Genomic DNA, 25,494 nt, shown 5'->3' on the forward strand with positions numbered 1-25,494 from the left:
ACCGCCCGTGGTCGGTCTCTCTCACAGCGTTCGCGTACGTGAGGTGCTGAGCCGCGTGGTGGTCGGAGAGCGCCCACAGCAATCAACCCCGTCAGGACTAGCGAGGATATGGCCAAGAAGGACGGCGTCATCGAGATCGAGGGCAGCGTTGTCGAAGCGCTGCCCAACGCGATGTTCCGCGTGGAGCTGAGCAACGGCCACAAGGTGCTCGCGCACATCTCGGGCAAGATGCGGCAGAACTACATCCGGATCCTCCCCGAGGACCGGGTCGTGGTCGAGCTGAGCCCGTATGACCTGTCCCGCGGTCGCATCGTCTACCGCTACAAGTAACGAAGGCACAGTCATGAAGGTCAAGCCGAGCGTCAAGAAGATCTGCGACAAGTGCAAGGTGATCCGCCGTAACGGCAGCGTCCGTGTGATCTGCGAGAACCTTCGCCACAAGCAGCGCCAGGGCTGACACCCCAGCCCGAGCACCACAGCGTCTCGTCAACGTCGAGCGATCGACGTCCACCCCCGGTCGGAGGCCGGGGCCCGGACATCACCGGGAGGACGAGGCGGAGGACCTCCGAAACTCACCAGGAGTGAAGTTGGCACGACTCGTCGGCGTCGATCTCCCCCGCGAAAAGCGGCTCGAGATCGCGCTCACCTACATCTACGGCGTCGGGCGCACCCGCGCCGCCGAGACGCTCACCGCGACCGGCCTCAGTGGCGACGTCCGGGTCAAGGACCTGAGCGACAACGACGTGGTCGCCCTGCGCGACTACCTCGAGGCCAGCTACAAGCTCGAGGGTGACCTGCGCCGCGAGGTCGCCGCGGACATCCGCCGCAAGGTCGAGATCGGCTGCTACCAGGGTCTGCGTCACCGCCGCGGGCTCCCGGTCCGCGGTCAGCGCACGAAGACCAACGCGCGTACGCGCAAGGGCCCGAAGCGCACCGTGGCCGGCAAGAAGAAGACCCGCTGAGCTCCCCTCGTCGGTAGCGAAGACCTAAGGACCAACACATGCCTCCCAAGACTCGTCAGGCCGCGGGCGCTCGTAAGCCCCGCCGCAAGGAGAAGAAGAACGTCGCCGTGGGCCACGCCTACGTCAAGTCGACGTTCAACAACACGATCGTCTCGATCACCGACCCCGCGGGCGCCGTCATCGCCTGGGCCTCCTCCGGCCAGGTCGGCTTCAAGGGCTCGCGCAAGTCGACCCCGTTCGCCGCTCAGCTCGCCGCCGAGGCGGCCGCCCGCAAGGCGCAGGAGCACGGCATGAAGAAGGTCGACGTCTTCGTCAAGGGCCCCGGCTCCGGCCGCGAGACCGCGATCCGTTCGCTCCAGGCCACCGGCCTCGAAGTCGGCTCGATCTCCGACGTGACGCCCCAGGCTCACAACGGCTGCCGGCCGCCCAAGCGTCGCCGCGTCTGACCCACGCAGCTCATCTCGCAGTACCCCCTCGTCCGGACCGATGGGCGAGGGGTTCTTGCGGCGTCATATAGCGGATGCCGCGCGAAAGGACAATCACCGTGCTCATCGCACAGCGCCCCACCCTGACCGAGGAGTCGGTCGACGAGTTCCGCTCGCGGTTCATCATCGAGCCGCTCGAGCCCGGCTTCGGATACACCCTCGGCAACTCCCTGCGCCGGACCCTGCTGTCCTCGATCCCCGGTGCGGCTGTCACCTCGATCCGCATCGACAGCGTCCTGCACGAGTTCTCGACGATCTCCGGAGTCAAGGAGGACGTCACCGAGCTGATCCTCAACATCAAGAACATCGTCGTCTCCTCGGAGAACGACGAGCCGGTCGTCATGTACCTGCGCAAGGCCGGTCCGGGCACCGTGACCGCGGGTGACATCACCCCGCCGGCCGGCGTCGAGATCCACAACCCGGATCTGCACATCGCGACGATCAACGGCAAGGGCAAGCTCGAGATCGAGCTGACCGTCGAGCGTGGCCGTGGCTACGTGTCCGCCGCGCAGAACAAGTCCTCGGACGCCGAGATCGGCCGCATCCCGATCGACTCGATCTACTCGCCGGTCCTCAAGGTCACCTACAAGGTCGAGGCCACCCGCGTCGAGCAGCGCACCGACTTCGACAGGCTGATCGTCGACGTCGAGACCAAGAAGTCGATCAGCCCCCGCGACTCGCTCGCCTCGGCCGGCAAGACGCTGGTGGAGCTGTTCGGTCTCGCCCGTGAGCTCAACTCCGAGGCCGAGGGCATCGAGATCGGCCCCTCGCCGACCGACGCCGCGCTCGCCGAGGACCTGGCGATGCCGATCGAGCAGCTCGACCTGACGATCCGCTCCTACAACTGCCTCAAGCGCGAGGGCATCCACACCGTGGGTGAGCTCGTGGCCCGCAGCGAGGCCGACCTGCTCGACATCCGCAACTTCGGTGCGAAGTCGATCACGGAGGTCAAGGAGAAGCTGGTGGGGCTCGGCCTGTCGCTCAAGGACAGCCCGGCCGACTTCGACCCGTCGCTCGTCGTGGGTGCCTACGACGACGGCGACGACTACGACGACTACAACTGACGCTCGCTGCGCAGCTGACGAACTGGAGCAACCATGCCTACCCCCACCAAGGGTCCCCGCCTCGGCGGCGGCCCGGCCCACGAGCGGCTGATCCTCGGGAACCTCGCGCAGGCTCTCTTCGAGCACGGCAGCATCAAGACGACCGAGGCCAAGGCCAAGCGCCTGCGCCCGCTCGCTGAGCGTCTGATCACCAAGGCCAAGCGCGGCGACCTGTCCGCGCGCCGCCAGGTGCTCGCCGTGATCTCCCGCAAGGACGTCGTGCACACGCTGTTCGCCGAGATCGCCCCGGCGATGGCGGAGCGTCCGGGTGGCTACACCCGCATCACCAAGGTCGGTCCGCGCAAGGGCGACAACGCCCCCATGGCGGTCATCGAGCTCGTGACCGAGACGTACAGCCCCAAGCAGGCGACCGTCAAGGAGGCCGAGGCTGCCGCCAAGCGTGCCGCCAAGGACGAGCCGGCGGACGCCGTCGTCGAGGACGAGGTCGTCGAGGACGAGACCGTCGAGGACGACGCCCCCGCGGAGCTCGCGGGCGCGGTGCGTACCGACGAGGCCGGTGCCGACGCACCCGACGACGAGCACCAGATCAAGGGCAACGAGGACTCGATGAAGTACCACGTGCCCGGCTCGCAGTGGTATGACGCCACGCAGGCCGAGGTCTGGTTCGCGACCGCCGAGGACGCCGAGGCCGCGGGCTTCGAGCCCGCCGGTGGCGCAGACGCGCAGGAGGTGTCCGAGGAGGACTGAGTCCACCTCGGCCGAGGCCGTGACACACCAACGTCACGATCTCGTCGACGGGCCCGCCGCGGGGTAACCCCCTGCGGCGGGCCCGTCGCTGTCTACGCTCCTCGTCCGTAGCATGGCGACCCATGGCGTCGGTCGTGCTGGTTCACGGGATCAGGACGTCGAGCACGATGTGGCGGGTGCAGTCGCGTGCGCTCACCGCTGCGGGGGTCGAGCACGTCGCCGTGGATCTGCCGGGCCACGGGCGGCGCGAGGGCGAGCCGTTCACGCTGGCCGGTTGCCGCGAGGTCCTGGACGCCGCCGTCGGGTCGCTGCGGCCGCCCCACGTCGTCGTCGGGTTCTCGCTGGGCTCCTACGTCGCGATCGACTGGGCCGGCACGACGGCGGAGCCGCCGTCGGCCCTGGTGCTCGCCTCGGCGGGCACGCGGCCTCGAGGGGTGGGCCTCGCCGGCTACCTCGCGGTCGCGCGGGCGATCGGTCGCCTCCCGGACCGTGGCCTGGGACTGCACACCTTCCTCGCCCGGCGCGTGCTCGACGGCGAGACGGTCGCCGATCTGATGGCCGGCGGTGTGGCCCTCGACGCGATGGTGCCCACCCTGCGGGCGGTCGGAGGCCTGGACGTCCTCGAGACGCTGGCGCGGCTCGAGACGCCGATCTGGTTCGTCAACGGGACGCTGGACCACTTCCGCGCCGAGGAGCGGCTGCTGCTGCGGGCCGCGCGCCACGCCACGCTGCAGCTGATCCCGCGCGCCGGGCACCTGGTCGCGCTCGACCAGCCGGAGGCGTTCAACGACGTGCTGATGGACGTCATCGAGCACGTCGACCTGCGCCCGGCCGGGCCGTGAGGCTCAGCCGGCCTGCCCCGGCAGCGACCAGACCCGCACGCCGCCGACGATCCCTGCCGAGTTCGGGACGATGACGACGTCGTCGCCCAGCTTGTCCAGCACGGTCCCCACGATCCTGCGGGAGTTGCCGCCACCCACGTACAGCCGGTCCCACAGGTACATCGGGCGCATCATGTCGATCACGCGACGCACCCGGCGCGACCACATGGCGTCGCCGAGGCGCAACCGCTCGTGCTCGCCGATGTACTCGTCGTACGTCAGGCCCCAGCGCACCGGGCCCTGGCTGAGCTCGACGTGGGGAGCCAGGCGGCCGCCGTCGTACAGGGCGTTGCCCAGCCCTGTGCCGAAGGTGAGCATCAGCTCCAGACCCGTCCCGGCGATGACCCCGGCGCCGTGCACCTCGGCGTCGTTGAGCACGCGAGCGGGCAGGCGCATCCGGTGCTCGAGCGCGCGGCGCATGTCGAACCCCGCCCAGGCGTCGACGAGCTCGGGCAGCACCCGGGTGCGCGGACCCGAGCGGGTCACGTAGTGCGGCGTCGCGACCACGACGCCGTGCCGGATCATCCCCGGCATGCCCACGGTGAGACGGCCGGACTCGGGCAGCTGACCGGCGAGGTCGGCGATCACCTCGACCAGCCGGTCCGGGGGGAGCGGGTACGGGGTCACGGTCCGGACCGGCTGCGCCAGCATGGTGCCGGCGGCGTCCAGCACCGACGCCTTGATCCCGCCGCCACCGCAGTCGACGGCGAGGGTGGGAGGTGCGGAGGTCTCGGTCACCGGCTCAGCGTAGGCGCCGGGCTCGTGGGCCCCGCGCCGAGCAATACCCTGGCCGGGTGAGCGAGTCGGTCGTGCGGGTGCGCCTGGATCTTGCCTATGACGGCGCAGGCTTCGTCGGCTGGGCCGTGCAGCCGGGATTGCGCAGCGTGCAGGGCGAGATCGAGACGGCGCTCGCCACCGTGCTGCGTCTGGACGAGCGGGCGCCGCTGACTGTCGCCGGGCGCACCGACAGCGGTGTGCACGCGCGTGGGCAGGTCGCGCACGTGGACGTGCCGACCGCCGCGTTCGAGGCGGCGCCCGGCAGGAGCGAACGCACACCCGAGGAGGCGCTGGAACGACGCCTGGGCGGCCTGCTGCCGGCCGACATCGTGATCCACCGGGCCAGCCGCGCGCCCGACGGCTTCGACGCCCGGTTCTCAGCGATCTGGCGCCGGTACAGCTACACGGTCGTCGACCCGGGCGGCCGGCGGGACCCCTGGCAGCGCGGGTCGCAGCTCTGGCACCCGCGGCCGCTCGACGTGGCCGCGATGGACAGCGCAGCACGACGCCTGGTCGGCGAGCACGACTTCCTCGCCTACTGCAAGCCGCGCGAGGGTGCGACGACGATCCGCACGCTGCTCGACTTCGGCTGGCGCCGGCTGGACCGGACCGTGCAGGCCGAGGTCCGTGCCGACGCGTTCTGCCACTCGATGGTGCGGTCGCTGGTCGGAGCGTGCCTCGCCGTGGGGGAGGGGCGGTGGCAGGTCGACCGCCCCGAGGAGCTGCTGGCGCGGGCGCAGCGTGACAGCACCGTCACCGTGGTGCCGCCGCACGGGCTCGTGCTCGAGGAGGTCGCCTACCCGCCCGCGGACCGGCTCGCCGACCGGGCCACCGTCGCCCGGTCGATGCGCGCACCCACGGTCAGGTGAGGTCGACGTCCGGCTCAGGCTCGGTGAAGACGTCGACGGACTCCTGGTCGTCGCTCTCGCGCAGCTCGGGCTGCAGGTGGACGGCGGCCTCCTCGGCGCTCGCTGCGCCGCCGGCGAAGCCCGCGTCGGTCGCGATGGCGTCGGTGCCGCGGCCCGCGTCGTCGATGTCCTCCAGCCGGCCCGCGCGGTCGACCTCGCGCTCGCCGGCGGCCTGACCCGGCTCCGACTCCCAGACCTCGGGCTCCTCGGCCCGCAGCTGCTGCGCGGTCTCGTCCTCCGGCTCCAGCCCGCCCATCTGGGCGATCGGGTCCCGGTCGGGAGGCGAGTACCCCTCGTCCAGCCCGTCGTCGAGACCGCGGTCGAGCAGGGTGTCCTCCTGCGGGAGCTGGTTGTGGTCTCCCTCCGATCCCATCGAGGGGTCGTGCGAGGTCGCAGGTGTGTTCTCACTCATGCGACCAGTCTGCCGCACGGTGCTCGCGGTGGCGCCGGCAACGCCTGCCGAAAGCGGCGCGAGGGACCGTGCGCGAGCCCACATCAGGCTCGCTTTGACCGTAGTCCCGGCGGCAGGTACTGTGGGACGTCGTTGTGCGTGCACATGGTGCATGCGGTGATCTAGCTCGAGTTCCCACACCGCTGCGTCCGTGTCCGCCCGCGAAAGACCACAGCTCCTTCCCCGGTCCGCGTGCGTCCGCTCACGATCACCTTCTCGGTACGTGAGTCCGGCGCGGGTGAGACCGGATGAGGGGAACTACATCAGATCGAAGGTTCACGACCCGTGCGTACGTTCACCCCCAAGGCCAGCGAGGCCGAGCGCCAGTGGTACGTCATCGACGCTACCGACGTCGTCCTCGGGCGTCTGGCGACCCAGGCAGCCACCCTGCTGCGTGGCAAGCACAAGCCGACCTTCGCACCGCATGTCGACGGCGGTGATTTCGTCATCATCATCAACGCCGACAAGGTCGCCCTGACCGGCAGCAAGCGCGATGACAAGATCGCCTACAGCCACTCCGGCTACCCGGGCGGCCTCAAGGCGACGAGCTATGCCCAGCTGCTGGCGACCCGCCCCGACCGCGTCGTCGAGAAGGCGATCCGCGGCATGCTCCCCAAGACGACCCTCGGGCGCGCTCAGCTGCGCAAGCTCAAGGTGTACACCGGCGCCGAGCACCCGCACAGCGCGCAGCAGCCCCAGACGTTCGAGATCACCCAGGTCGCGCAGTAAGCGTGCCTGACACCAAGGAGTCCACCGTGGCGCAGACCACCATCGACACGACCACCGAGTCCGCCGAGGGCAGCGAGCTGACCTCCTACACCTCGGAGTCCGCCGCACCCGAGGGCCGCGGCACCTCGCTCACCGCCCCCGGCGCCGCTCTCGGCCGCCGCAAGGAGGCCGTGGCGCGTGTGCGTCTCGTGCCCGGGACGGGCGAGTTCAAGGTCAACGGGCGTCCGCTCGAGACCTACTTCCCGAACAAGCTGCACCAGCAGCTCGTGAACGCGCCGTTCACGGTGCTCGAGCTGCAGGGTCGCTTCGACGTGATCGCGCGCATCAACGGTGGCGGCACCTCCGGCCAGGCCGGTGCGCTGCGTCTGGCGATCGCTCGCGCGCTCAACGTGATCGACACCGACAGCAACCGCGCCACGCTCAAGAAGGCCGGCTTCCTCACCCGTGACGCTCGCGTCACCGAGCGCAAGAAGGCCGGGCTCAAGAAGGCCCGCAAGGCTCCCCAGTACTCCAAGCGCTGATCGGCGCGGGGTCGGCTCTGCCGACCCCGCCATCCAGCGCCCGCCGAGGCCCTGGCGCTACCATGCGCCGGGGCCTTTGCTCTGTCTGCGTCGATGACGTCGAAAGGTGGCCATGAGTCGACTGTTCGGGACCGATGGTGTCCGAGGCCTCGCCAACCGGGAGATCACCGCTGATCTCTCCCTCGCACTCGGGTCCGCCGCCGCGCGCGTGCTGGCCCAGCAGGGAAGCTTCGAGGGCCACCGGCCGCGCGCGATCGTCGGCCGAGATCCCCGGGTCTCCGGCCAGTTCCTCGCGGCCGCGATGGTGGCCGGCCTCGCCGCCGCCGGCGTCGACACCGAGGACCTGGGCGTGCTGCCCACCCCGGCGGTCGCCTACCTCACCGGCGCCGAGAACGCCGACCTGGCCGTGATGATCTCCGCGTCGCACAACCCGATGCAGGACAACGGCATCAAGTTCTTCGCCCGCGGCGGCCACAAGCTGGACGACGCCGTCGAGGACGCGATCGAGGTCGCGCTCGCCCAGGACTGGGAGCGCCCCACCCACGGTGGCGTGGGCCGCATCACCACCAACCGGGGCTCCTCGGGCGAGCGCTACGTCGAGCACCTGCTCGGCACGCTCAAGCACGACCTCACGGGCCTGCGCATCGCCGTCGACTGCGCCAACGGTGCGGCGAGCGAGGTCGGCCCGGTCGCGCTGCGCGAGGCGGGCGCCGACGTCGTCGTCATCAACGCCTCACCGGACGGCCGCAACATCAACGAGAAGTGCGGCTCCACCCACCCCGAGCAGCTCCAGGCCGTCACGGTGGCCTCCGAGGCGCACCTCGGTGTCGCGTTCGACGGTGACGCCGACCGGTGCCTCGCGGTCGACAGCACCGGCGCCCTCGTGGACGGCGACCAGATCATGGGCGTCCTGGCCACCGCGCTCAAGGAGCGCGGCGACCTGGCGGGCGACACCCTGGTCGTCACCGTGATGAGCAACCTGGGGCTGCTGATCGCCATGCGCGAGGCCGGTATCGCGACCGTGCAGGCCGGCGTCGGCGACCGCTACGTGCTCGAGGCGATGCGCGCCGGAGGTTTCAGCCTCGGCGGCGAGCAGTCCGGTCACCTGATCATGGCCGATCACGCCACGACCGGGGACGGCGTGCTCACGGCGCTCCAGCTCGCCTCACGTGTCGCCCAGACGGGACGGTCCCTGGCCGAGCTGGCCTCCGCCGTCGAGCGGTTGCCGCAGGTGCTGGTCAACGTGCCGGGCGTCGACAAGGCGCGGGTGGCCTCCGACGAGGTGCTCGGAGCCGCGATCCGCGCCGCCGAAGGGCGTCTCGGCGACACCGGTCGGGTGCTGCTGCGCCCCTCCGGCACCGAGCCGCTCGTGCGCGTCATGGTGGAGGCCGCCACCGCCGAGCAGGCCCAGCGCGAGGCCGATGAGCTGGCCACCACCGTGGCCGACCGGCTGGCCCTCGTCTGATCCAGGACGCGGCGGAGGCGCCGTGTCCGCCTGGAGGATGACGTCCGGACCGACGAGACGGTCCTGACGGGGGAGGCGCCCGGGGGACAACCCCCACCATGATCAGGGAATACCAGATGGTGCGATGACATCGGTCGCACCTAGCGTTGCACCTGAACGGGACACAGTGGTGGAGGGACTGGACAACATGCTCGAGGGAATCGCCGATGCCGCAGCCTCCGTGGCTGCCTGGATGGCGAGCCTCGGTGACGTTGTCCTCGCCGTCGCAGCCACGCCGTGGAGCCTCGTGCTCATGGTCGTGTTCACGATCATCGACGGGTTCTTCCCGCCGATCCCGAGCGAGAGCGTGGTCATCACGCTCGCCAGCCTCTCGATGACCGGCGACGGTCCGCCGCTGTGGGCGATCCTGCCGCTCGCCGCGGTCGGCGCCTTCGTCGGGGACGTGATCGCCTTCATGATCGGCACCAAGGTGCCGCTGCGGGATCTGCGCGTCTTCCGCGGCAAGCGCGGCGCCCGCACGCTGGCCTGGGCCGAGCGCACGCTGGAGCACCGCGGCGGTGCGTTCATCCTCGCGGCGCGCTACATCCCGATCGGCCGGGTCGTGGTCAACATGTCGGCAGGCGCCCTCGACTTCCCGCGCCGCCGGTTCATCCTGTTCGCCGGTATCGGCGCCGTGTGCTGGGCGATCTACTCGACGCTGCTCGGTGTCGGAGCGGGCGCCGTGCTCCACGACCAGCCGATGCTGGCCGTGGGTGTCGGCATCGTCCTCGGCATCGTGCTGGGCACCGTGATCGACATGGCGATGCGCAAGCTGTTCGGCGCGCCCGCCGAGGCGCCGGCTCCGCCGACGGCACCCGTGGCGGCCGAGGGTTCCGAGGGCGAGCGCGCGTCGATCGTCGACGCGGCCTGATCGCCGCTCAGAGCACCTCGAGCGCCAGTCGCTCGAACCGGTACGGGTCGCGGCCCACCCAGCTCGTCTCGTCGTAGACCTTGGCCACCGGTGCGTCCGGCCGGTACTCCGGCCAGGGCACGACGGCGGAGCGGACGAACGCCGCGATGTCACCGCTCATCTCGCTCGCCAGGGCGAGCGGCGGGTGGTCGCCGGCGATCCGCTCGACACGGTCGCCGTCGAGCACAGCCCAGGCGAACGGCAGGTCGATGCAGTGACGCGCCGGGCCGTCAGCCGGGTGCCACCGGAAGTCCCACACGGCCACCGGGGCACCGGCCCGCACGCGTGCCGCGGCGACCTGGAGCACACTCGTGCGGAAGACCCGGTCGGTCAGCGCCTGTCCGAGGAGCGCGGCGGCCGACTGCCCGGGGTACGCGCGCGGATAGGCGCGCGCGAGCGGCGCCGGCAGCCCGGCGGCTCCGAGCACCGGTGCCGGCGTGGTGCGCCCGAGCGCCTGCTCCAGCAGTGCGGTCGCGGGGTTGAACTCGTGGCTCGTCGCCCCGATGAGCATCGGCCGTGCGTCGGGCTCGGCGAGCGCGGCCAGCGGCTCGGGCACGAGGTCGGTCCCGACGATCGGGCCGACCGGCGTCAGCGCTCCGCGGCGGCTCAGCGCCCGGTGCAGCTGGGTGAGGCTCGACCAGACCCCGCCGGCGTCGAGGCCGCGGTCGGCCGTGGCGAGCCGCTCCCGCGAGAGCGTGCGCCACCCGGCCAGGGTGTTCTCGATCCCCAGCTCGCGGGACAGGCGAGCGCCGAGCCGGGCGGCCTCGGCCGGTGTGATGTCGGGCAGCGGCGCGGAGTGCACCACGGCGGCGCGGAACAGCTCCCGCGCCCGGGGCGAGGACAGCAGCGACAGCACCAGCCCGCCGCCGGCGCTCTGCCCGCCGATCGTCACCTGGGCCGGGTCGCCACCGACGCCGGCGATCTCCTCGGACACCCACCGCAGCGCAGCCAGGCAGTCCAGGACGCCACGGTTGTCCGGAGCCCCGGGGATGTGGCCGAAGCCCTCGAGCCCGAGCCGGTAGGTGATGCTGACGACCACGGCTCCGGACCGGGCGAGCTCGGCGCCGTCGAACCAGCCGCCGTTCGGGGTGCCGCTGACGTAGCCGCCGCCGTGGATCCAGACGTAGACGGGCAGCGGACCGGTGCGCTCGAGCGGCGCGGTGATGTTGAGGTTGAGGACCTCCTCGCCGGGCGTCGGGGGCTCCGGTATCGAGGAGGTGACCGACTCCGGGGGCAGCAGCGGCGTCGGACCGTACTCGGTCGCAGCCCGGACGCCCTCCCAGCCCAGGTGCGGCTCCGGCTCCGCGAACCGCAGGTCGCCGATCGGGGCCGCCGCGTACGGGACGCCACGGAACCGCACGAGTCCGGCCTCGGCGTCCACAGCGCCGCGCAGCACCCCCGACCGGGTGGTCAGCAGCTCGCGGTCGGTTGCCATCTCAGATCCTCCGCAACCGCACCCGACTGATCCGGTGCTCGGCGTCCTTGGTCAGCACGAGGGTGGCACGGCCGCGCGTCGGAAGCACGTTCTCGACCAGGTTGGGTTCGTTGATCGAGGACCAGATCTCCAGCGCCCGGTCACGGGCCTGGGCGTCGGTGAGGTCGGCGTAGCGGTGGAAGTACGAGCGCGGGTCGGCGAACGCGGTCGAGCGCAGGTCCCCGAACCGCTCGACGTACCAGCGCCGGATGTCGGCGACGTCGGCGTCGATGTAGATCGAGAAGTCGAAGAAGTCGCTGACGGCGAGCGAGGCCTCACCGGCGGTGCTCACCCGCGCCGGCGCGAGCACGTTCAGACCCTCGACGATCAGCACGTCGGGGTTGCGGACCGTGACCCGCTCCTCCGGCACGATGTCGTAGGTCAGGTGGCTGTAGACCGGGGCCGACACCTCGGCGGCGCCACCCTTGACCTCCTCGAGGAACCGCAGCAGCGCGCGGCGGTCGTAGGACTCGGGGAAGCCCTTGCGCTCCATCAGCCCGCGGCGCTCCAGCTCGGCGTTCGGGTAGAGGAAGCCGTCGGTCGTGATCAGCTCCACCCGCGGGGTCTGCGGCCAGCGCCGCAGCATCTCGCGCAGCAACCGGGACGCCGTCGACTTGCCCACGGCCACCGACCCGGCGACCCCGATGACGAACGGCGTCGCGTGCGTCCACTGCCCGAGGAACGTCGAGGTGGCGGTGCGCAGCTGCTGCGAGGCCTCGACGTAGAGCGTGAGCAACCGTGACAACGGCCGGTAGCCGGTGTCCACCTCGCGCAGGTCGATCGGGTCACCCAGACCACGCAGGTTGTCGATGTCCGCCTGTGTCAGGGGCAGCGGTGTCGCCTCGGCGAGGCTGCTCCACTCGGTGCGGTCGAACTCGACGAACGGGGCGTCGTCGCCCGTCTCGACCTCTGTCACGGGGACACACTCTGTCACTGAACCGTGCTCCGACGCACATCGGGACCCTGCGCTGCGATGCGAGGAAGGGGAGGGCGCCGCGGTTACCCTTGCCATCATGTGCGGCATCGTGGGATACGTCGGCCCTGCCACGCCCAGCGGGCGTCCTGAGGAGGTCGTCCTCGAAGGTTTGCGACGGCTGGAGTACCGGGGGTACGACTCGGCGGGGGTCGCCATCGCCACCCCGGAAGGGCTGGCGAGCGCCAAGAAGGCGGGCAAGCTGACCAACCTGCTCGAGGAGCTCGACGCGCGTCGCATCCCCGAGGGCACCTCCGCCATCGGGCACACCCGGTGGGCCACGCACGGCGGCCCGACCGACGCCAACGCGCACCCGCACCTGGCCGGCGGCGGCAAGCTGGCGCTGATCCACAACGGCATCATCGAGAACTTCCACCAGCTCAAGCGGGAGCTGATCGAGCAGGGCGTGGTCTTCCTCTCGGAGACCGACACCGAGGTCGTCGCCCACCTGCTGGCTGCCGCGCACGCCGAGACCGGCGACATCACCGCTGCGATGCGCGCGACCGTCGCCCGCCTCGAGGGGGCGTTCACGCTGCTGGCGGTGCACGCCGACCAGCCCGGCACCGTGGTGGGCGCGCGCCGCAACAGCCCGCTCGTGATCGGGCTCGGCGACGGCGAGAACTTCCTCGGCTCCGACGTCTCGGCCTTCATCGCCTACACCCGTGAGGCGATGGAGATGGGCCAGGACCAGGTCGTCACCATCACGGCGGACAAGGTCGAGGTCACCGACGCCGAGGGCAACCCGGCGCAGGCCAAGACCTTCACCGTCGACTGGGACGCGAGCGCCGCCGTCAAGGGTGGCTTCTCCTCCTTCATGGAGAAGGAGATCCACGACCAGCCGCAGGCGGTCGCCGACACCCTGCTGGGCCGCGCTGCCGAGGACGGCCGGCTCGTGCTCGACGAGATGCGGATCTCGGAGTCGGTGCTGCGCAGCGTCGACAAGATCGTCGTGATCGCGTGCGGCACCGCCGCCTACGCGGGGCACGTGGCCAAGTACGCGATCGAGCACTGGTGCCGGATCCCCACCGAGGTGGAGCTCGCGCACGAGTTCCGCTACCGCGACCCGGTCGTCAACGAGCGCACGCTCGTGGTCGCGATCAGCCAGTCCGGCGAGACCATGGACACGATCATGGCGGTCCGGCACGCCCGCGAGCAGGGTGCGAAGGTGCTGGCGATCGTCAACACCCACGGGTCCACGATCCCGCGCGAGTCCGACGCCGTGCTGTACACGCACGCCGGGCCGGAGGTGGCGGTCGCGTCGACCAAGGCGTTCCTCGCGCAGATCACCGCGTGCTACCTGCTCGGGCTCTACCTCGCCCAGCTGCGTGGCAACAAGTTCCCCGACGAGATCGCCGAGGACCTCGCCCAGCTGCGCGCCATGCCCGAGAAGGTGCAGCGGATGGTCGACGCCGCCGAGCAGGTCCGCGAGGTGGCGCGGGAGATGAAGGACGTGCCCACGGTCCTGTTCCTGGGCCGGCACGTCGGGTTCCCGGTCGCGCTCGAGGGCGCGCTGAAGCTCAAGGAGCTCGCGTACATCCACGCCGAGGGCTTCGCGGCCGGCGAGCTCAAGCACGGACCGATCGCCCTGGTCGAGGAGGGGCAGCCGGTCTTCGTGATCGTGCCCTCGCCGCGTGGCCGCGACCAGCTGCACGGCAAGGTGATCTCGAACATCCAGGAGATCCGGGCGCGCGGTGCGCGCACCCTCGTGATCGCCGAGGACGGCGACGACGGCGTCGAGCCGTTCGCCGACTACGTGTTCCGGGTCCCGCAGACCCCGACGCTGCTCGCTCCGCTCGTCACCGTGGTGCCGCTGCAGATCTTCGCGGCCGAGCTCGCCAGCGCCAAGGGGCTCGACGTCGACCAGCCGCGCAACCTGGCCAAGTCCGTCACGGTGGAGTGAGGCGGTCCCGGCGATGACCTCCGACGGCGGTGCGCCCCCAGCCGGGTTCCGGCCGGGTGCGTACGTGGTCGGGGTGGGCATCGACGTCGTGGACGTCACCCGCTTCATGCTCGCGCTCGATCGGGCACCGCGGTTGCGCGAGCGGCTGTTCACCCCGCCCGAGCGGGACCTGCCCCCCAACTCGCTGGCCGCGCGGTTCGCGGCCAAGGAGGCCATCGCCAAGGCGCTGGGGTCGCCCGGCGGGATGCGGTGGCACGACTGCACCGTGCACCGCGTGCCCGGTGGCGCGCCGCGCGTGGAGATCGAGGGCACGGTGGCCGAGGTCGCCGAGCGGCTCGGCGTGACGCACTGGCACCTGTCGATCTCGCACGACGGCGGCATCGCCTCCGCGATCGCGGTCGCCAGCGGGGGTGGTGCCGCATGATCCGCGGCTACCCCGCCGAGGCGATCCGGGCCGCCGAGGCACCGGCGCTCACAGCCGGTGAGCCGCTGATGCTGCGGGCCGCGGCGGCCGTGGCGCAGACCGTGCGGTCGCTGCTGCCGGACCCGAGCGCAGACACCGCGACGGACCCGGTGGTGCTGGTGCTGGTCGGCGGTGGCAACAACGGCGGTGACGGGCTGTTCGCGGCCGCGGACCTCGCGACGACGACCGAGGTGGTGGTCGCGCTCGTCAAGCCCGACGCGCACGACGCCGGCCTCGAGGCCGCCCGCGCGGCGGGGGTCGACATCCTCGACGTGAGCCGACCGGGAGCCGAGGGCTGGGAGGCACTGCTGGACGTCGCCGACCGTGCCGACGTCTGGGTCGATGCCCTGGCCGGCATCGGTGCGAGCGGTGCGCTGCGTGGGGCGGCGAGGGACGTCGTCGAGCGGCTGCGGCCGCTGGCCGACGCGGCACCGGTGCCGCCGAGAGTGGTCGCGGTCGACATCCCCAGCGGCGTCGACGCCGACACCGGCGCCGTGGCCGGCCCGGTGCTCGCCGCCGATCTCACGGTGACCTTCGGAGCCGCGAAGGCGGGGCTGCTGCTGCCACCGGGGGAGCGGCTCGCCGGTGAGGTGCAGGTGGTGACGCTGGGGCTGGAGGAGGCGATCGCCGCGCAGACGCCCGCGGTGGCCCGGTTGCTCGATGCCGATGTCACCGACCTCTGGCCGGTGCCCGGGGTCGCGGACCACAAGTACACGCGCGGCGTCGTCGGGGTGCTCGCGGGCTCGGAGGCCTACCCGGGCGCGGCGGTGCTGTGCGTCGGGGGTGCGCTGCGGACCGGCTGCGGCATGGTGCGTTACCTCGGACCGGCGCGAGCCGAGCAGCTGGTGCTGTCGCGGTGGCCGGAGGTCGTCACCGCGCCTGGCCGGGTGCAGGCATGGGTGGTCGGACCAGGCGTCGGGCCCGACGACGACCCCCGACGAGAGGAGATCACGGCGACGATCCAGGTGGCCGTGCGTGACGCCGTCGGGCTGGTCGTCGACGCCGGGGCGCTCGACCTGCTCCCCGCCGCCGAGGAGCTGAGCGACGCGCGGGCGGTGCTGACGCCGCACGCCGGTGAGCTGGCGGCGTTGCTGGCCGGGCACGGCGAGGACGTCGAACGAGCCGACATCGAGACCGACCCGGGGCGCTGGGCCGCTCGGGCGGCCGAGCTGACCGGCGCGTGCGTGCTGCTCAAGGGTGCGACGACGGTCGTGGTCGCGCCCGACGGCGAGACCTACAGCCAGGCCGACGGAACCGGATGGATGGCCACCGCCGGGGCCGGCGACGTCCTCGCGGGCATCCTCGGCGCCCTGCTGGCCGGCCTCCCGGAGGTGCCGGTCGCGAAGGTGGCGGCACTGGCCGCCCTGGTCCACGGACGCGCGGGCCGCACCGCCAGCAACGGCGCCCCGATCACCGCCGGCGACATCGTCACCGCCCTCCCGGCCGCCCTCCGCCCCCTTCTCTGATTTCAACGCACTTTCGACCAACACGGTTTCACCGCACTTTGTCGGGCTGACGTCTCGCCGTGCTTCGCGGGTGAGCGTCGTCGACGCGGGGTTCCGGTCGGCACAAGCACATCGGAGCAGCGGCGAACCGGCTCGGCCCAGAAGTGCGGTGAAACCGTGGATCGGTCGAAAGTGCGGTGAAAGCGAGGATCGGTCGAAAGTGCGGTGAAAGCGGGGGTAGGTCGAAAGTGCGGTGAAAGCGGGGGTGGGGTGGGCTGGCAGGATGGGGCGGTGAGGTCTTTCCCGGCGCGGGCCACCGTCGACCTGGCGGCGATCCGCGCCAATGTCCAGCGGCTGCGTGAGTACGCCGGGGCCGCGGAGGTGATGTCGGTCGTCAAGGCCGACGCCTACGGGCACGGGCTGGTCCCGGTCGCCCGGGCGGCCCGGGAGGCCGGCGCGAGCTGGCTCGGCGTGGCCCAGCTCAGCGAGGCGCTCGCGCTGCGCGGCGCCGGGGACACCGGTCGGTTGCTCGCGTGGCTGTACGCGCCCGGCGCCGGGCTGGCCGACGTCGTCCGCGCCGACGTCGACCTCTCGGTCCCGGCGTCGTGGGCGCTCGCCGAGGTGCGCGCCGCCGCCGCCGAGGTGGGCAGGCCGGCGCGGGTCCACCTCAAGGTCGACACGGGCATGGGGCGGGGCGGGCAGTTCCTGCCCGAGTGGTCCGCGCTGCTGCACGAGGCCGTCGTGGCGCAGCAGGAGGGTCTGGTCGAGGTGGTCGGCGTCTGGTCGCACCTCGCCCGCGCCGACGAGGTCGACCACCCGAGCGTGCGCGCGCAGCGCGACGTCTTCGACGAGGCCGTCCGCCTCGCCGAGGCCGCCGGAGCCCACCTCGAGGTGCGCCACCTCGCCAACTCCGCCGCCACCCTGACCGAGCCGGCGGTGCACTACGACCTGGTCCGTCCCGGACTCGCCACCTACGGGCTCTCCCCGCTGCCGGGCACCGAGCCCAGCCGCCTCGGCCTGCGCCCGGCGATGCGCCTGGAGGCCCGGCTCGCGCTCGTCAAGCGCGCGCCGGCAGGCCAGGGCGTCTCCTACGGGCACACCTACACGACCCGCACCGACACCCAGCTCGCCGTCGTCCCGCTCGGCTACGGCGACGGCGTGCCACGCCACGCCAGCAACGCGGCCGAGGTCCAGGTCGGTGGCCACCGCTACCGCATCGCCGGCCGGGTCTGCATGGACCAGCTCGTCCTCGACATCGGCGAGGCGAGCGCGGTCGCCGGTGACCGCGTGGTCCTGTTCGGCCCCGGCGACGACGGCGAGCCCACCGCAGCCGAGTGGGCCGAAGCCGTCGGCACCATCAACTACGAGATCGTCACCCGGGTGGGCGCCCGGGTGCCGCGGGAGTACCTCGGATGAGCATGGACGATCACAGTGCCCCGAACGTCGTGGACCTGCCGGACGCCGAGGCCACCCGGGCGCTGGGGGAGCGGCTCGCGGTCCTGCTGCAGCCCGGGGACCTCGTGGTGCTCGTGGGCGACCTCGGGGCGGGCAAGACGACGCTGACCCAGGGCATCGGCGCCGGCCTCGGCGTCCGCGGCCAGGTCGCCTCGCCCACCTTCATCATCGCGCGCGCCCACCCCTCGCTCGGCGAAGGCCCCGACCTGGTGCACGTCGACGCCTACCGCCTCGGATCCCTCGAGGAGGTGGACGCGCTCGACCTCGACTCCTCCCTCGAGGACTCGGTCACGGTCGTCGAGTGGGGCGAGGGCCTGGTCGAGCATCTCAGCGAGGACTGGCTGGAGGTCCGTCTCGAGCGGCCCCGCGGCGGGGAGGGCGCCGCCGACACCCGCACCGCGGCACTGCTCGGGCACGGGCCGCGGTGGGCCGGGATCGCGCTGCCCTCCTAGAGTGACCCCATGCGTTGGTTGGCGATCGATACCTCGGGCGGCACCACCGTGGGCGTCGTCGAGGCGCCCGACGGCGGAGCCCTCGTCGAGCTGGCCTCCCACGTCAACCCCGACCCTCGTGGGCACGTCGAGGCGCTGACCCCGATGATCGGGCGCGCACTGGCGGACGCGGAGCTGACCCCCGGCGAGGTGGACGCGGTCGTCGTCGGCACCGGGCCGGCCCCCTTCACGGGGCTGCGGGTCGGGATCGCGAGCGCCAGCGCGTTCGCCCGGGGGGTTGGCTGCGTGGTGCGCGGTGTGTCCTCGCTCGACGCCATCGCCTGGTCCACCCACGGGTCGGTCGTGGTCGCCACCGACGCCCGGCGGCGTGAGGTGTACTGGGCGGCCTACGCGGGCGGGCTCGGGCCGGCCGACCATGCCTGGCGGGTTCAGGAACCTGCTGTCGGACCGCCGTCGGACGTCCTCGACTGGGTGACCGCGAACCGCGGCCAGGTCATCGGACCTGCGACGGCGATCTACCCCGAGCTCGCGAGCGAGGGCAGCGCGGAGGCCACCGTGACCCCGATGGGGCTGGTCGGGGTGGCGTGCGCCAGCATGCGGGTCGGCACGCCCACGCCGCTGACGCCGTTGTACCTGCGCCGCCCGGACGTGCACGTCGGGGCCGGGCGCAAGCGCGCGACGTGAGCGAGGCGGTGCTCCGGCCGTTGCGGCTCGAGGACGTGGACCGGGTCCTCGAGCTCGAGGTGACGCTGTTCGGGCTGGGTGCCTGGACCCGGGGCATGTACGAGAACGAGCTGAGCACGCCGGGCCGGACCTACGTCGCGGTCGAGGAGGACGGTGTGCTGGTGGGGTACGCCGGTGCGAACCTGGGGGAGGAGAGCCACGTCATGACGATCGGCGTCGCTCCGCAGGCTCGCCGGCGCGGCTACGCCTCGAGGATGCTGTCCGAGCTCATGGCGACGGCCCGCCGCCACGGCGCGACCTCGATGCTTCTCGAGGTGCGCGCCGATGACGACGGGCCGCAGGGCCTGTACCGGAGGTTCGGCTTCGAGCAGATCGGTGTCCGACCGGGCTACTACCAGCTAGAGGGCGCGGATGCCGTGGTCATGCGGGCACCGCTTGCTGCCCCTCCTGGACTCCCCGGCGACGAGCCGCCCGGACGAAACCCGCCACGACCTCCCACAGCGTGATCACGGCGATCGTGACCGCCGCGATCGTGTCGCCGACCTCGGTCCGGCCCTCCCAGCCGAGGTGGGCGATCAGCTCGGGGTTGAGCACCTGGTGCTGCAGCAGCAGCGGCAGGGTCACGGCGGCGAACGCCAGAGCGAGCACCGCAGAGGTGCTCGCGGTGGCCCAGGTCCAGCCGCGGCGGTAGACCGAGACGGCCTGCACGCCCTCGGCGGCCAGCAGCACGAGGATGATCGCCAACCACGGGCTCCACAGGTCGGGGTTGATCATCGCGATCCTGCCCTCGTCGCCGATGAACGGCGACCCGACGTGCTGCCAGAGCAGCGCGGCGGTGGCGACGGCGAGCGCGACGAGGGTAGCGATCAGGTCGGCCCGCCTCGAGCTGCCGCCGGGCGTCTGGGGCAGCATGTCGGGGTTCCAGGTGTCCGAGACCTGGGGCGCCACCCGCTCCAGCACCGCGAAGACGAACGTGGTCCAGAACCCCACGTGCACGGCGACCGAGAACATCGAGGCGATGCCGCCACCGATGACGTCGCCCGCGTCGCCACCGGCGCTGAGCTGGGCCAGCGCCGTGATGAGACCGACCACGGGCGCCGACGTGCTGACCGCGATCAGCAGGATGCGCAGGTAGGTGTAGAAGTAGCGCGGGCCGATCAGGTGCGTGGGTCGCTGCCGGTACTCGGCGCTCAGCAGCAGCGGGTCGCCGAGCTCGGTCAGCGCCTGCCGTTCGGCCCCCGCCGCGTCGTGGCCCTCGGCGATCAGGGCGGCGACGGTGTCCTCGATCCGTTCCCGCAGCTCGAGCCCGAGCTCCTCGCGCTCGGTCGGCTCCTGCACGAACCGCGTCGCGGCGTGCACGTAGCGGTCGGTCAGGGTGTTCATGGTGTCTCCTCTGTCAGGGCGCGCAGGCTCTGGTCGAGCCTGCGCCAGTCGGTCATCAGGTCCTTGGCGAGCCGGGTGCCGGCTTCGCTGGTGCGGTAGAACTTGCGCGGGCGCGCCTCTTCGGTGTTCCACTCGCTCGTCAACAGGCCCTGCTTCTCGAGCCGCCGCAGCAGCGGGTAGAGGGTGTTGGCGTCGACGGCGATGCCCTGCTCGGTCAGTGACTCCAGCAGGGCGTAGCCGTACCCGGGCTCGCGGAGCACCACGAGGGCTGCGAGCACGACCGTGCCGCGCCGCAGCTCTTGCAGGTGCCCCGCGATGATGTCGGGGTCGTTGTTGGTCACGCGTCACACCATAGTGTGTGTGACACAGCATTGCAACAGGGACATCGTTGCGACAGGCAAGACCCGGCCGCGTGGCGTGGCCTGGTCGACGATGGGTGAGACGTTCCCCGTAGGGTCGTGCGCGTCGCTCAACGCTGACAGGATTGATCCCGCAACTCACCGCGAACCCGAGCACAGGAGCCGGAATGCACCGCCACGAGCCGATCGACGCCCAGCGTGTCGCCCGCCATCTCACCCAGCGCATCGCGCCCGCCGCGACGAGCGTGGTGGTGCCGTTGGAGGTGGAGGTGTGGGAGCCGGTCGCTGCCTCGGGGGTGCCGGGGCAGGCCGAACCCGTCCCGGTGGCCGAGGGGCTCGCCGCGCAGTACGAGCCGTTCGAGGTCGGCACCACCTGGGGCCCGCCGTGGGGGACCACCTGGTTCCGGCTGACCGGGGAGGTCCCGCCGGAGGACCGGAACGGCGACCTCGAGGTCGTCGTCGAGCTCGGCTGGTCGGACGGCTCGCCCGGGTTCCAGTGCGAGGGCACCGTCTACCGGCCCGACGGCTCGATCATCAAGGGCATCCACCCGCGCAACACCTGGATCCCCGTCGAGCTCGACGAGGCGGGCCGCTTCCAGGTCTACCTCGAGGCCGCGTCCAACCCGATCATCAGCTCCTGGGCGACCACCGAGCGCGGCGACGTGCTCACCAGCGACGCCAAGCGTCAGTACGAGCTCTCGCGCGCCGACATCGTGCGGGTGCACCGGGAGGTCCGCGAGCTCGTCGCCGACGTCATCACGCTCGAGGGTCTCGTGCGCGACCTCCCGGCGGACTCGCACCGTCGCGCCGAGGTCCGGGTCGCTCTCGACCGCGCGATGGACGCGCTCGACATCCAGGACGTGCCGGCCACCGCGGCCGCTGCGCGCGAGCGCCTGGCCGGGGTGATGAGTCGCCCGGCCGAGGGCAGCGCCCACCACGCGATCGCCGTCGGGCACGCGCACATCGACTCCGCCTGGCTGTGGCCGGTCCGCGAGACCCGCCGCAAGGTCGCGCGCACGATCGCCAACGTGCTCCGGCTCGCTGACGACGGCCAGCCGATCGTGTTCGCGTTCCCGGCAGCACAGCACTCGGCATGGCTGCAGCAGGACCACCCCGACCTGTTCGCTCGGCTGCAGGCCGCGGTCGCCGCGGGGGTCGTGGTCCCGGTCGGCGGCATGTGGGTGGAGTCCGACGCCAACCTGCCCGGCGGCGAGGCGATGGTGCGGCAGCTCGTCGAGGGCGCCGTGTTCTTCGAGGAGGCCTACGGCTACCGCTGCCAGGAGGTGTGGCTGCCGGACTCCTTCGGGTACTCGGGCGCGCTGCCGCAGCTGGCCCGGCTCGCGGGTGCGCGCTGGTTCCTCACGCAGAAGATCTCCTGGAACCAGGTCGACGACTTCCCGCACCACTCCTTCCACTGGGAGGGCATCGACGGCACCCGGATCTTCACGCACTTCCCGCCGGTCGACACCTACAACTCCGACCTCTCCGGCCCCGAGCTGCACCACGCCGCCACGAACTTCCGTGACAAGGGTGTGGCCGGCACCTCGCTGGTCCCGTTCGGGCACGGCGACGGCGGTGGCGGCCCCACCCGGGAGATGCTCGCCCAGGCGGTGCGCACCGCCGATCTGGAGGGCTCGCCCCGCGTCACGGTGACGACGCCGCAGGCCTACTTCGAGGCCGCGGAGGCGGAGTACACCGAGCCGCCGGTCTGGGTCGGTGAGCTCTACCTCGAGATGCACCGCGCCACCTACACCAGCCAGGCGCGGATCAAGCGCGCGAACCGCACCGGCGAGCACCTGCTGCGCGAGGCCGAGCTGTGGGCGACCACGGCCGCGGTGCGGGCGGGCTACAGCTACCCCGCCGAGGAGCTGCAGGAGCTGTGGCGCACGGTGCTGCTGGGCCAGTTCCACGACATCCTGCCGGGCAGCTCGATCTCGTGGGTCTACCGGGACATGCTCGCCGAGCACGCCCGCGTGCAGGAGCGTCTGCACGAGATCATCGCCGAGGCGCAGCAGCTGCTGGCCGGCGAGGGCGAGACCGCCGTCGTCTTCAACGCCGGGCCGCTGGCGCGGCGCGGTGTCCCCGCGCTGGGAGGCGCGGTCGCTGACCAGGCGAGCGCCGCCGTCGAGGTCTCGGAGACCGGCGAGGGCTACGTCCTCGAGCACGAGGCCCTCAGGGTGGTCATCGACCGCGACGGGCTCGTGAGCAGCATCTGGGACAAGGCGGCCGCGCGCGAGGTCGTGCCGCCGGGACAGCGGGGCAACCTGCTGCAGCTGCACCAGGACTTCCCGAACCAGTACGACGCGTGGGACGTCGACCCGTTCTACCGCAACAACGTGGTGGACATCGCGACGGCGGAGGCGGTCGAGACCTCCTCGGACGCGACCTCGGCGACCGTGACCGTGCGCCGCACGCTCGAGGGCCGGCCGATCACCCAGACCGTGACGCTGCGCGCCGACGCACCAGGCGTGCACATCGGGGTCGAGGTGGACTGGGCCTCGAAGGACAAGTTCCTCAAGCTCGGGTTCCCCGTCGACGTGCACACCGACCACGCGCGCTACGAGGTCCAGATGGGCCACCTGACCCGGCCCACCCACACCAACACCTCGTGGGACTTCTACCGGTTCGAGGTGTGGGCGCACCGCTGGCTGCACGTGTCCGAGCCGGGCTACGGCGTCGCGCTGGCGAACGAGGCGACCTACGGCTACGACCTCACGCGTCACGCGCGCGAGGGCGGTGGCACCTTCCACATGCTGCGAGCGAGCCTGCTCCGGGGCCCGGGGTACCCCGACCCGCGCACCGACCACGGGACGCACTCCTTCGGCTTCGTGCTGGTGCCGGGGGCGGGCGTCGAGGACGCCATCGCCGCCGGTTACGCCTCGAACCTGCCGCTGCGGGAGGTCACCGGCTCACCGGTCGAGCCGCTCGTCACGGTCGACGGCGGCCCTCTCGTCGAGGCGGTCAAGCTCGCCCAGGACGGCAGCGGGGATGTCGTCGTGCGTCTCTACGAGCCGCACGGCGCGCGCGCGACGGCGGCCCTGGCGGCCTCCTTCGACGTGGCCGAGGTCACCGAGGTCGACCTGCACGAGCGCCTGCTCACGGACGAGAGCATCGTGGCGCCGTCGGCGATCGACGAGGTCGACGGGGCCACGGTGCGGCTCCGGCTGCGCCCGTTCCAGGTGGTCACCCTGCGGTTGCGACGGGCCTGACGCGCGGGGCTGCGCCTGGGCCGGTCGACCGGCTCAGGCGCAGTCCCCGGTCCCGGCCGCGCCGCGGGCGCAGAGCTGGGTGGCGGTCACCCTCGTGACCGTGAAGGTGGTGCCCGCCTGCGCGGCGACCACGAACAGCCGAGCGCCGCGCACCGAGTCGTCGCCGGGGACCAGCACGTCCACGCGCGCCTGCAGGTTCTCCTGGACCACGACCGGGCCGTAGACGACGATCGCCTCCGCGGTCCCGGTCCGGTCCCACGCCGCGACCACGGCGTCGATCAGGGCGCCGCGGCTCTCGCCCGTGGGGGCGGGGTCGAAGGTGTCGGTGACGTCGCGGCTCGCGCCCGGCTCGGCGACGTAGCGCGAGATCACCCACCCGACGTCCTCGCCCGCGCGGACCTGGAACCAGATGCCGGCGCTGCCACCCAGGTCGCGGTTGCGGCCCGTCGCCGTCAGCGGCGTGTCCGGGGCGAGGCGGGCGATCGAGTCGAACTCGATGCCGGGGCCGAGGCGGAGGTTGAGGATCTCCTCGGAGGAGACGCCGACGATCAGCAGGCTCGTGCCGGCCTCCGGGTACCCGTCGAGCGGCGTGCCCGGGAGGTCCTCCTCGGCGGGCGGGGTGGGGGCGGCCTCGGTCGGCTCCGCCGAGGCGGTGGCGTCCTCGACCTCCTGCTCGGTGGGCGTCGGGGAGGAGGTGAGCTCCGTCGTCGGGCTCTGCTCCGGGCTCGGGTCGGTGGCCAGCCAGCACGAGCTGAGCAGCCCCGCGAGGAGAAGCGCCGTGGCGGCGGCGACCGGCACCCGTGCTCGCTGCATGGCGTCAACCTACGCGTGGACGGCGCTGCCGCCTACGATGGCGGGCGGAGTGTGACCCGATCCGAAGGGGGCGTGATGACGCAGGAGAGCATGCGCAAGGCGGTGCTCGTGGACGCCGAGGAGCTGCGCACGCTGCTCGTGGAGGAGCCCCGGCTGGTGCTGCTGGACGTGCGGTGGTCGCTGGCGGACCCCGACGGGCACCGCGCCTACTGCCTCGGCCATCTGCCGGGCGCGCTGTTCGTCGACCTCGATCACGACCTGTCGTCCACCCCGACCACCGAGCAGGGACGGCACCCGCTGCCCGATCTCGAGGACCTGCAGGCGGCCGCGCGCCGCTGGGGGATCGACGACGGCGACCCGGTGATCGTCTACGACGACTCCGGCGGCACCTCGGCCGCGCGGGCCTGGTGGCTGCTGCGCTGGGGCGGCCTGAGCGACGTCCGCATCCTTGACGGTGGCCTGCAGGCCTGGATCGCCGACGGCGGGCTGCTCGAGGACGGCGACGTGCAGGTCTCGCCGGGCTCGGTCGTGCTGACGCCCGGCCACATGCCGGTCGCGGAGGCCGACGACGTCGCCACGCTCCCCGCGCACGGCGTGCTGATCGATGCCCGCGCCGGCGAGCGCTACGTCGGCGACGTGGAGCCGATCGACACCCGCGCGGGCCACGTGCCCGGTGCCGTCAACATCCCGACCACCGACAACCTCCGCGAGGACCAGACCTTCAAGTCCGACGAGGAGCTCGCCGACCAGTTCGCCGCCGCCGGCGTCGAGAAGGAGACCGAGGTCGCGGTGTACTGCGGTTCCGGCGTGACCGCGACGCACGAGATCGCCGCCCTCGAGACCATCGGCGTGCACGCCGCCCTGTACCCGGGGTCGTGGTCGCAGTGGTCCGCCGACGACGCGCGCCCCGTCGCCACCGGGATCGAGCGCCCCACCGCCTAGGGC

The 25,494-nt window shown here is 72.3% G+C and carries 28 protein-coding genes; 21 read left to right on the forward strand and 7 right to left on the reverse strand.

Features of this window, described 5'->3' with window-relative positions:
• Positions 1–108: 108 nt before the first annotated feature.
• The 7 genes from infA (at position 109) to GPA04_RS10705 (ending at position 4,100) form a co-directional block, all read left to right on the forward strand.
• Positions 109–330 (forward strand): translation initiation factor IF-1, encoded by a 222-nt coding sequence (gene infA / locus GPA04_RS10675; protein WP_156224071.1) that lies wholly within the window; start codon positions 109–111, stop codon positions 328–330.
• Between the two features lie 13 nt (positions 331–343).
• A complete protein-coding gene (gene rpmJ, locus GPA04_RS10680; RefSeq protein ID WP_156224072.1) occupies positions 344–457 on the forward strand; it encodes a 50S ribosomal protein L36 in 114 nt (37 codons plus the stop codon).
• A gap of 130 nt (positions 458–587) precedes the next feature.
• Entirely contained in the window at positions 588–962 is a 375-nt protein-coding gene (gene rpsM / locus GPA04_RS10685) for a 30S ribosomal protein S13 (protein ID WP_156224073.1), read from the forward strand.
• Positions 963–1,000: 38 nt separating this feature from the next.
• Entirely contained in the window at positions 1,001–1,408 is a 408-nt protein-coding gene (gene rpsK, locus GPA04_RS10690; protein ID WP_156224074.1) for a 30S ribosomal protein S11, read from the forward strand.
• A 98-nt stretch (positions 1,409–1,506) separates the two neighbouring features.
• On the forward strand, positions 1,507–2,511 hold the full coding sequence (locus GPA04_RS10695) for a DNA-directed RNA polymerase subunit alpha (protein WP_156224075.1): 1,005 nt from the start codon (positions 1,507–1,509) through the stop codon (positions 2,509–2,511).
• A gap of 33 nt (positions 2,512–2,544) precedes the next feature.
• Entirely contained in the window at positions 2,545–3,258 is a 714-nt protein-coding gene (rplQ, locus tag GPA04_RS10700) for a 50S ribosomal protein L17, sunset domain variant (RefSeq protein WP_156224076.1), read from the forward strand.
• 122 nt (positions 3,259–3,380) lie between these two features.
• Positions 3,381–4,100, forward strand: a complete 720-nt coding sequence (locus GPA04_RS10705) for an alpha/beta fold hydrolase (protein ID WP_156224077.1) — start codon at positions 3,381–3,383, stop codon at positions 4,098–4,100.
• 3 nt (positions 4,101–4,103) lie between these two features.
• On the opposite strand, the gene GPA04_RS10710 is transcribed toward GPA04_RS10705, so the two are convergent.
• Positions 4,104–4,877 (reverse strand): ROK family protein, encoded by a 774-nt coding sequence (locus GPA04_RS10710; protein ID WP_156224078.1) that lies wholly within the window; start codon positions 4,875–4,877, stop codon positions 4,104–4,106.
• 56 nt (positions 4,878–4,933) lie between these two features.
• Between GPA04_RS10710 and truA the strand changes: the two genes are divergently transcribed.
• A complete protein-coding gene (gene truA, locus GPA04_RS10715) occupies positions 4,934–5,785 on the forward strand; it encodes a tRNA pseudouridine(38-40) synthase TruA (protein WP_156224079.1) in 852 nt (283 codons plus the stop codon).
• Here truA and GPA04_RS10720 read toward each other — a convergent pair.
• On the reverse strand, positions 5,778–6,236 hold the full coding sequence (locus GPA04_RS10720; RefSeq protein ID WP_241680727.1) for a DUF5709 domain-containing protein: 459 nt from the start codon (positions 6,234–6,236) through the stop codon (positions 5,778–5,780). The two genes, truA and GPA04_RS10720, sit on opposite strands and share 8 nt — an antisense overlap.
• Positions 6,237–6,560: 324 nt before the next feature.
• Between GPA04_RS10720 and rplM the strand changes: the two genes are divergently transcribed.
• From rplM to GPA04_RS10740, 4 genes are all read left to right on the forward strand, one after another.
• On the forward strand, positions 6,561–7,004 hold the full coding sequence (rplM, locus tag GPA04_RS10725; protein WP_156224080.1) for a 50S ribosomal protein L13: 444 nt from the start codon (positions 6,561–6,563) through the stop codon (positions 7,002–7,004).
• 26 nt (positions 7,005–7,030) lie between these two features.
• Positions 7,031–7,525, forward strand: a complete 495-nt coding sequence (gene rpsI, locus GPA04_RS10730; protein WP_156224125.1) for a 30S ribosomal protein S9 — start codon at positions 7,031–7,033, stop codon at positions 7,523–7,525.
• A 112-nt stretch (positions 7,526–7,637) separates the two neighbouring features.
• Positions 7,638–8,990, forward strand: a complete 1,353-nt coding sequence (glmM, locus tag GPA04_RS10735; RefSeq protein WP_156224081.1) for a phosphoglucosamine mutase — start codon at positions 7,638–7,640, stop codon at positions 8,988–8,990.
• A gap of 187 nt (positions 8,991–9,177) precedes the next feature.
• The gene (locus GPA04_RS10740) at positions 9,178–9,900 is read left to right on the forward strand and encodes a DedA family protein (RefSeq protein WP_241680728.1); all 723 of its coding nucleotides are present in this window, start codon (positions 9,178–9,180) and stop codon (positions 9,898–9,900) included.
• A gap of 7 nt (positions 9,901–9,907) precedes the next feature.
• Here the strand turns inward: GPA04_RS10740 and GPA04_RS10745 are convergent, their stop codons facing one another.
• A complete protein-coding gene (locus GPA04_RS10745; RefSeq protein ID WP_156224082.1) occupies positions 9,908–11,374 on the reverse strand; it encodes a carboxylesterase/lipase family protein in 1,467 nt (488 codons plus the stop codon).
• Between the two features lies 1 nt (position 11,375).
• Complete coding sequence (coaA, locus tag GPA04_RS10750; protein WP_241680729.1) at positions 11,376–12,329, reverse strand: type I pantothenate kinase; 954 nt, start codon at positions 12,327–12,329, stop codon at positions 11,376–11,378.
• Positions 12,330–12,426: 97 nt separating this feature from the next.
• Between coaA and glmS the strand changes: the two genes are divergently transcribed.
• The 7 genes from glmS (at position 12,427) to rimI (ending at position 19,291) form a co-directional block, all read left to right on the forward strand.
• On the forward strand, positions 12,427–14,286 hold the full coding sequence (gene glmS / locus GPA04_RS10755) for a glutamine--fructose-6-phosphate transaminase (isomerizing) (RefSeq protein WP_156224084.1): 1,860 nt from the start codon (positions 12,427–12,429) through the stop codon (positions 14,284–14,286).
• 13 nt (positions 14,287–14,299) lie between these two features.
• Positions 14,300–14,710 carry a holo-ACP synthase gene (locus GPA04_RS10760; protein ID WP_156224085.1) on the forward strand — a complete coding sequence of 137 codons (411 nt, stop codon included), beginning with the start codon at positions 14,300–14,302 and terminating at the stop codon, positions 14,708–14,710.
• A complete protein-coding gene (locus GPA04_RS10765; RefSeq protein ID WP_156224086.1) occupies positions 14,707–16,215 on the forward strand; it encodes an NAD(P)H-hydrate epimerase in 1,509 nt (502 codons plus the stop codon). The genes GPA04_RS10760 and GPA04_RS10765 overlap by 4 nt, the downstream gene beginning before the upstream one ends.
• Positions 16,216–16,485: 270 nt before the next feature.
• On the forward strand, positions 16,486–17,610 hold the full coding sequence (gene alr / locus GPA04_RS10770; RefSeq protein WP_156224087.1) for an alanine racemase: 1,125 nt from the start codon (positions 16,486–16,488) through the stop codon (positions 17,608–17,610).
• A gap of 2 nt (positions 17,611–17,612) precedes the next feature.
• Complete coding sequence (gene tsaE / locus GPA04_RS10775; RefSeq protein ID WP_194238952.1) at positions 17,613–18,101, forward strand: tRNA (adenosine(37)-N6)-threonylcarbamoyltransferase complex ATPase subunit type 1 TsaE; 489 nt, start codon at positions 17,613–17,615, stop codon at positions 18,099–18,101.
• A gap of 9 nt (positions 18,102–18,110) precedes the next feature.
• Positions 18,111–18,785, forward strand: coding sequence for a tRNA (adenosine(37)-N6)-threonylcarbamoyltransferase complex dimerization subunit type 1 TsaB (gene tsaB / locus GPA04_RS10780; protein ID WP_156224089.1), 675 nt, complete (start codon positions 18,111–18,113; stop codon positions 18,783–18,785).
• Positions 18,782–19,291, forward strand: coding sequence for a ribosomal protein S18-alanine N-acetyltransferase (gene rimI, locus GPA04_RS10785; RefSeq protein ID WP_241680730.1), 510 nt, complete (start codon positions 18,782–18,784; stop codon positions 19,289–19,291). Before tsaB ends, rimI begins: the two co-directional genes overlap by 4 nt.
• Here rimI and GPA04_RS10790 read toward each other — a convergent pair.
• Entirely contained in the window at positions 19,206–20,168 is a 963-nt protein-coding gene (locus GPA04_RS10790) for a permease prefix domain 1-containing protein (protein ID WP_156224090.1), read from the reverse strand. The two genes, rimI and GPA04_RS10790, sit on opposite strands and share 86 nt — an antisense overlap.
• Positions 20,165–20,509 carry a PadR family transcriptional regulator gene (locus tag GPA04_RS10795; RefSeq protein ID WP_194238951.1) on the reverse strand — a complete coding sequence of 115 codons (345 nt, stop codon included), beginning with the start codon at positions 20,507–20,509 and terminating at the stop codon, positions 20,165–20,167. Before GPA04_RS10795 ends, GPA04_RS10790 begins: the two co-directional genes overlap by 4 nt.
• A 185-nt stretch (positions 20,510–20,694) precedes the next feature.
• On the opposite strand from GPA04_RS10795, the gene GPA04_RS10800 reads away from it, so the two are divergent.
• Positions 20,695–23,736: an alpha-mannosidase gene (locus GPA04_RS10800; protein ID WP_156224091.1), complete on the forward strand. Its 3,042-nt coding sequence runs from the start codon at positions 20,695–20,697 to the stop codon at positions 23,734–23,736.
• Positions 23,737–23,769: 33 nt separating this feature from the next.
• Here the strand turns inward: GPA04_RS10800 and GPA04_RS10805 are convergent, their stop codons facing one another.
• Entirely contained in the window at positions 23,770–24,549 is a 780-nt protein-coding gene (locus GPA04_RS10805) for an SH3 domain-containing protein (RefSeq protein WP_156224092.1), read from the reverse strand.
• A 75-nt stretch (positions 24,550–24,624) separates the two neighbouring features.
• Between GPA04_RS10805 and GPA04_RS10810 the strand changes: the two genes are divergently transcribed.
• The gene (locus GPA04_RS10810) at positions 24,625–25,491 is read left to right on the forward strand and encodes a sulfurtransferase (protein ID WP_156224093.1); all 867 of its coding nucleotides are present in this window, start codon (positions 24,625–24,627) and stop codon (positions 25,489–25,491) included.
• The last annotated feature ends 3 nt before the right edge of the window (positions 25,492–25,494 follow it).

Source organism: Pseudactinotalea suaedae, assembly GCF_009733815.1.
GTDB lineage: Bacteria > Actinomycetota > Actinomycetes > Actinomycetales > Beutenbergiaceae > Pseudactinotalea > Pseudactinotalea suaedae.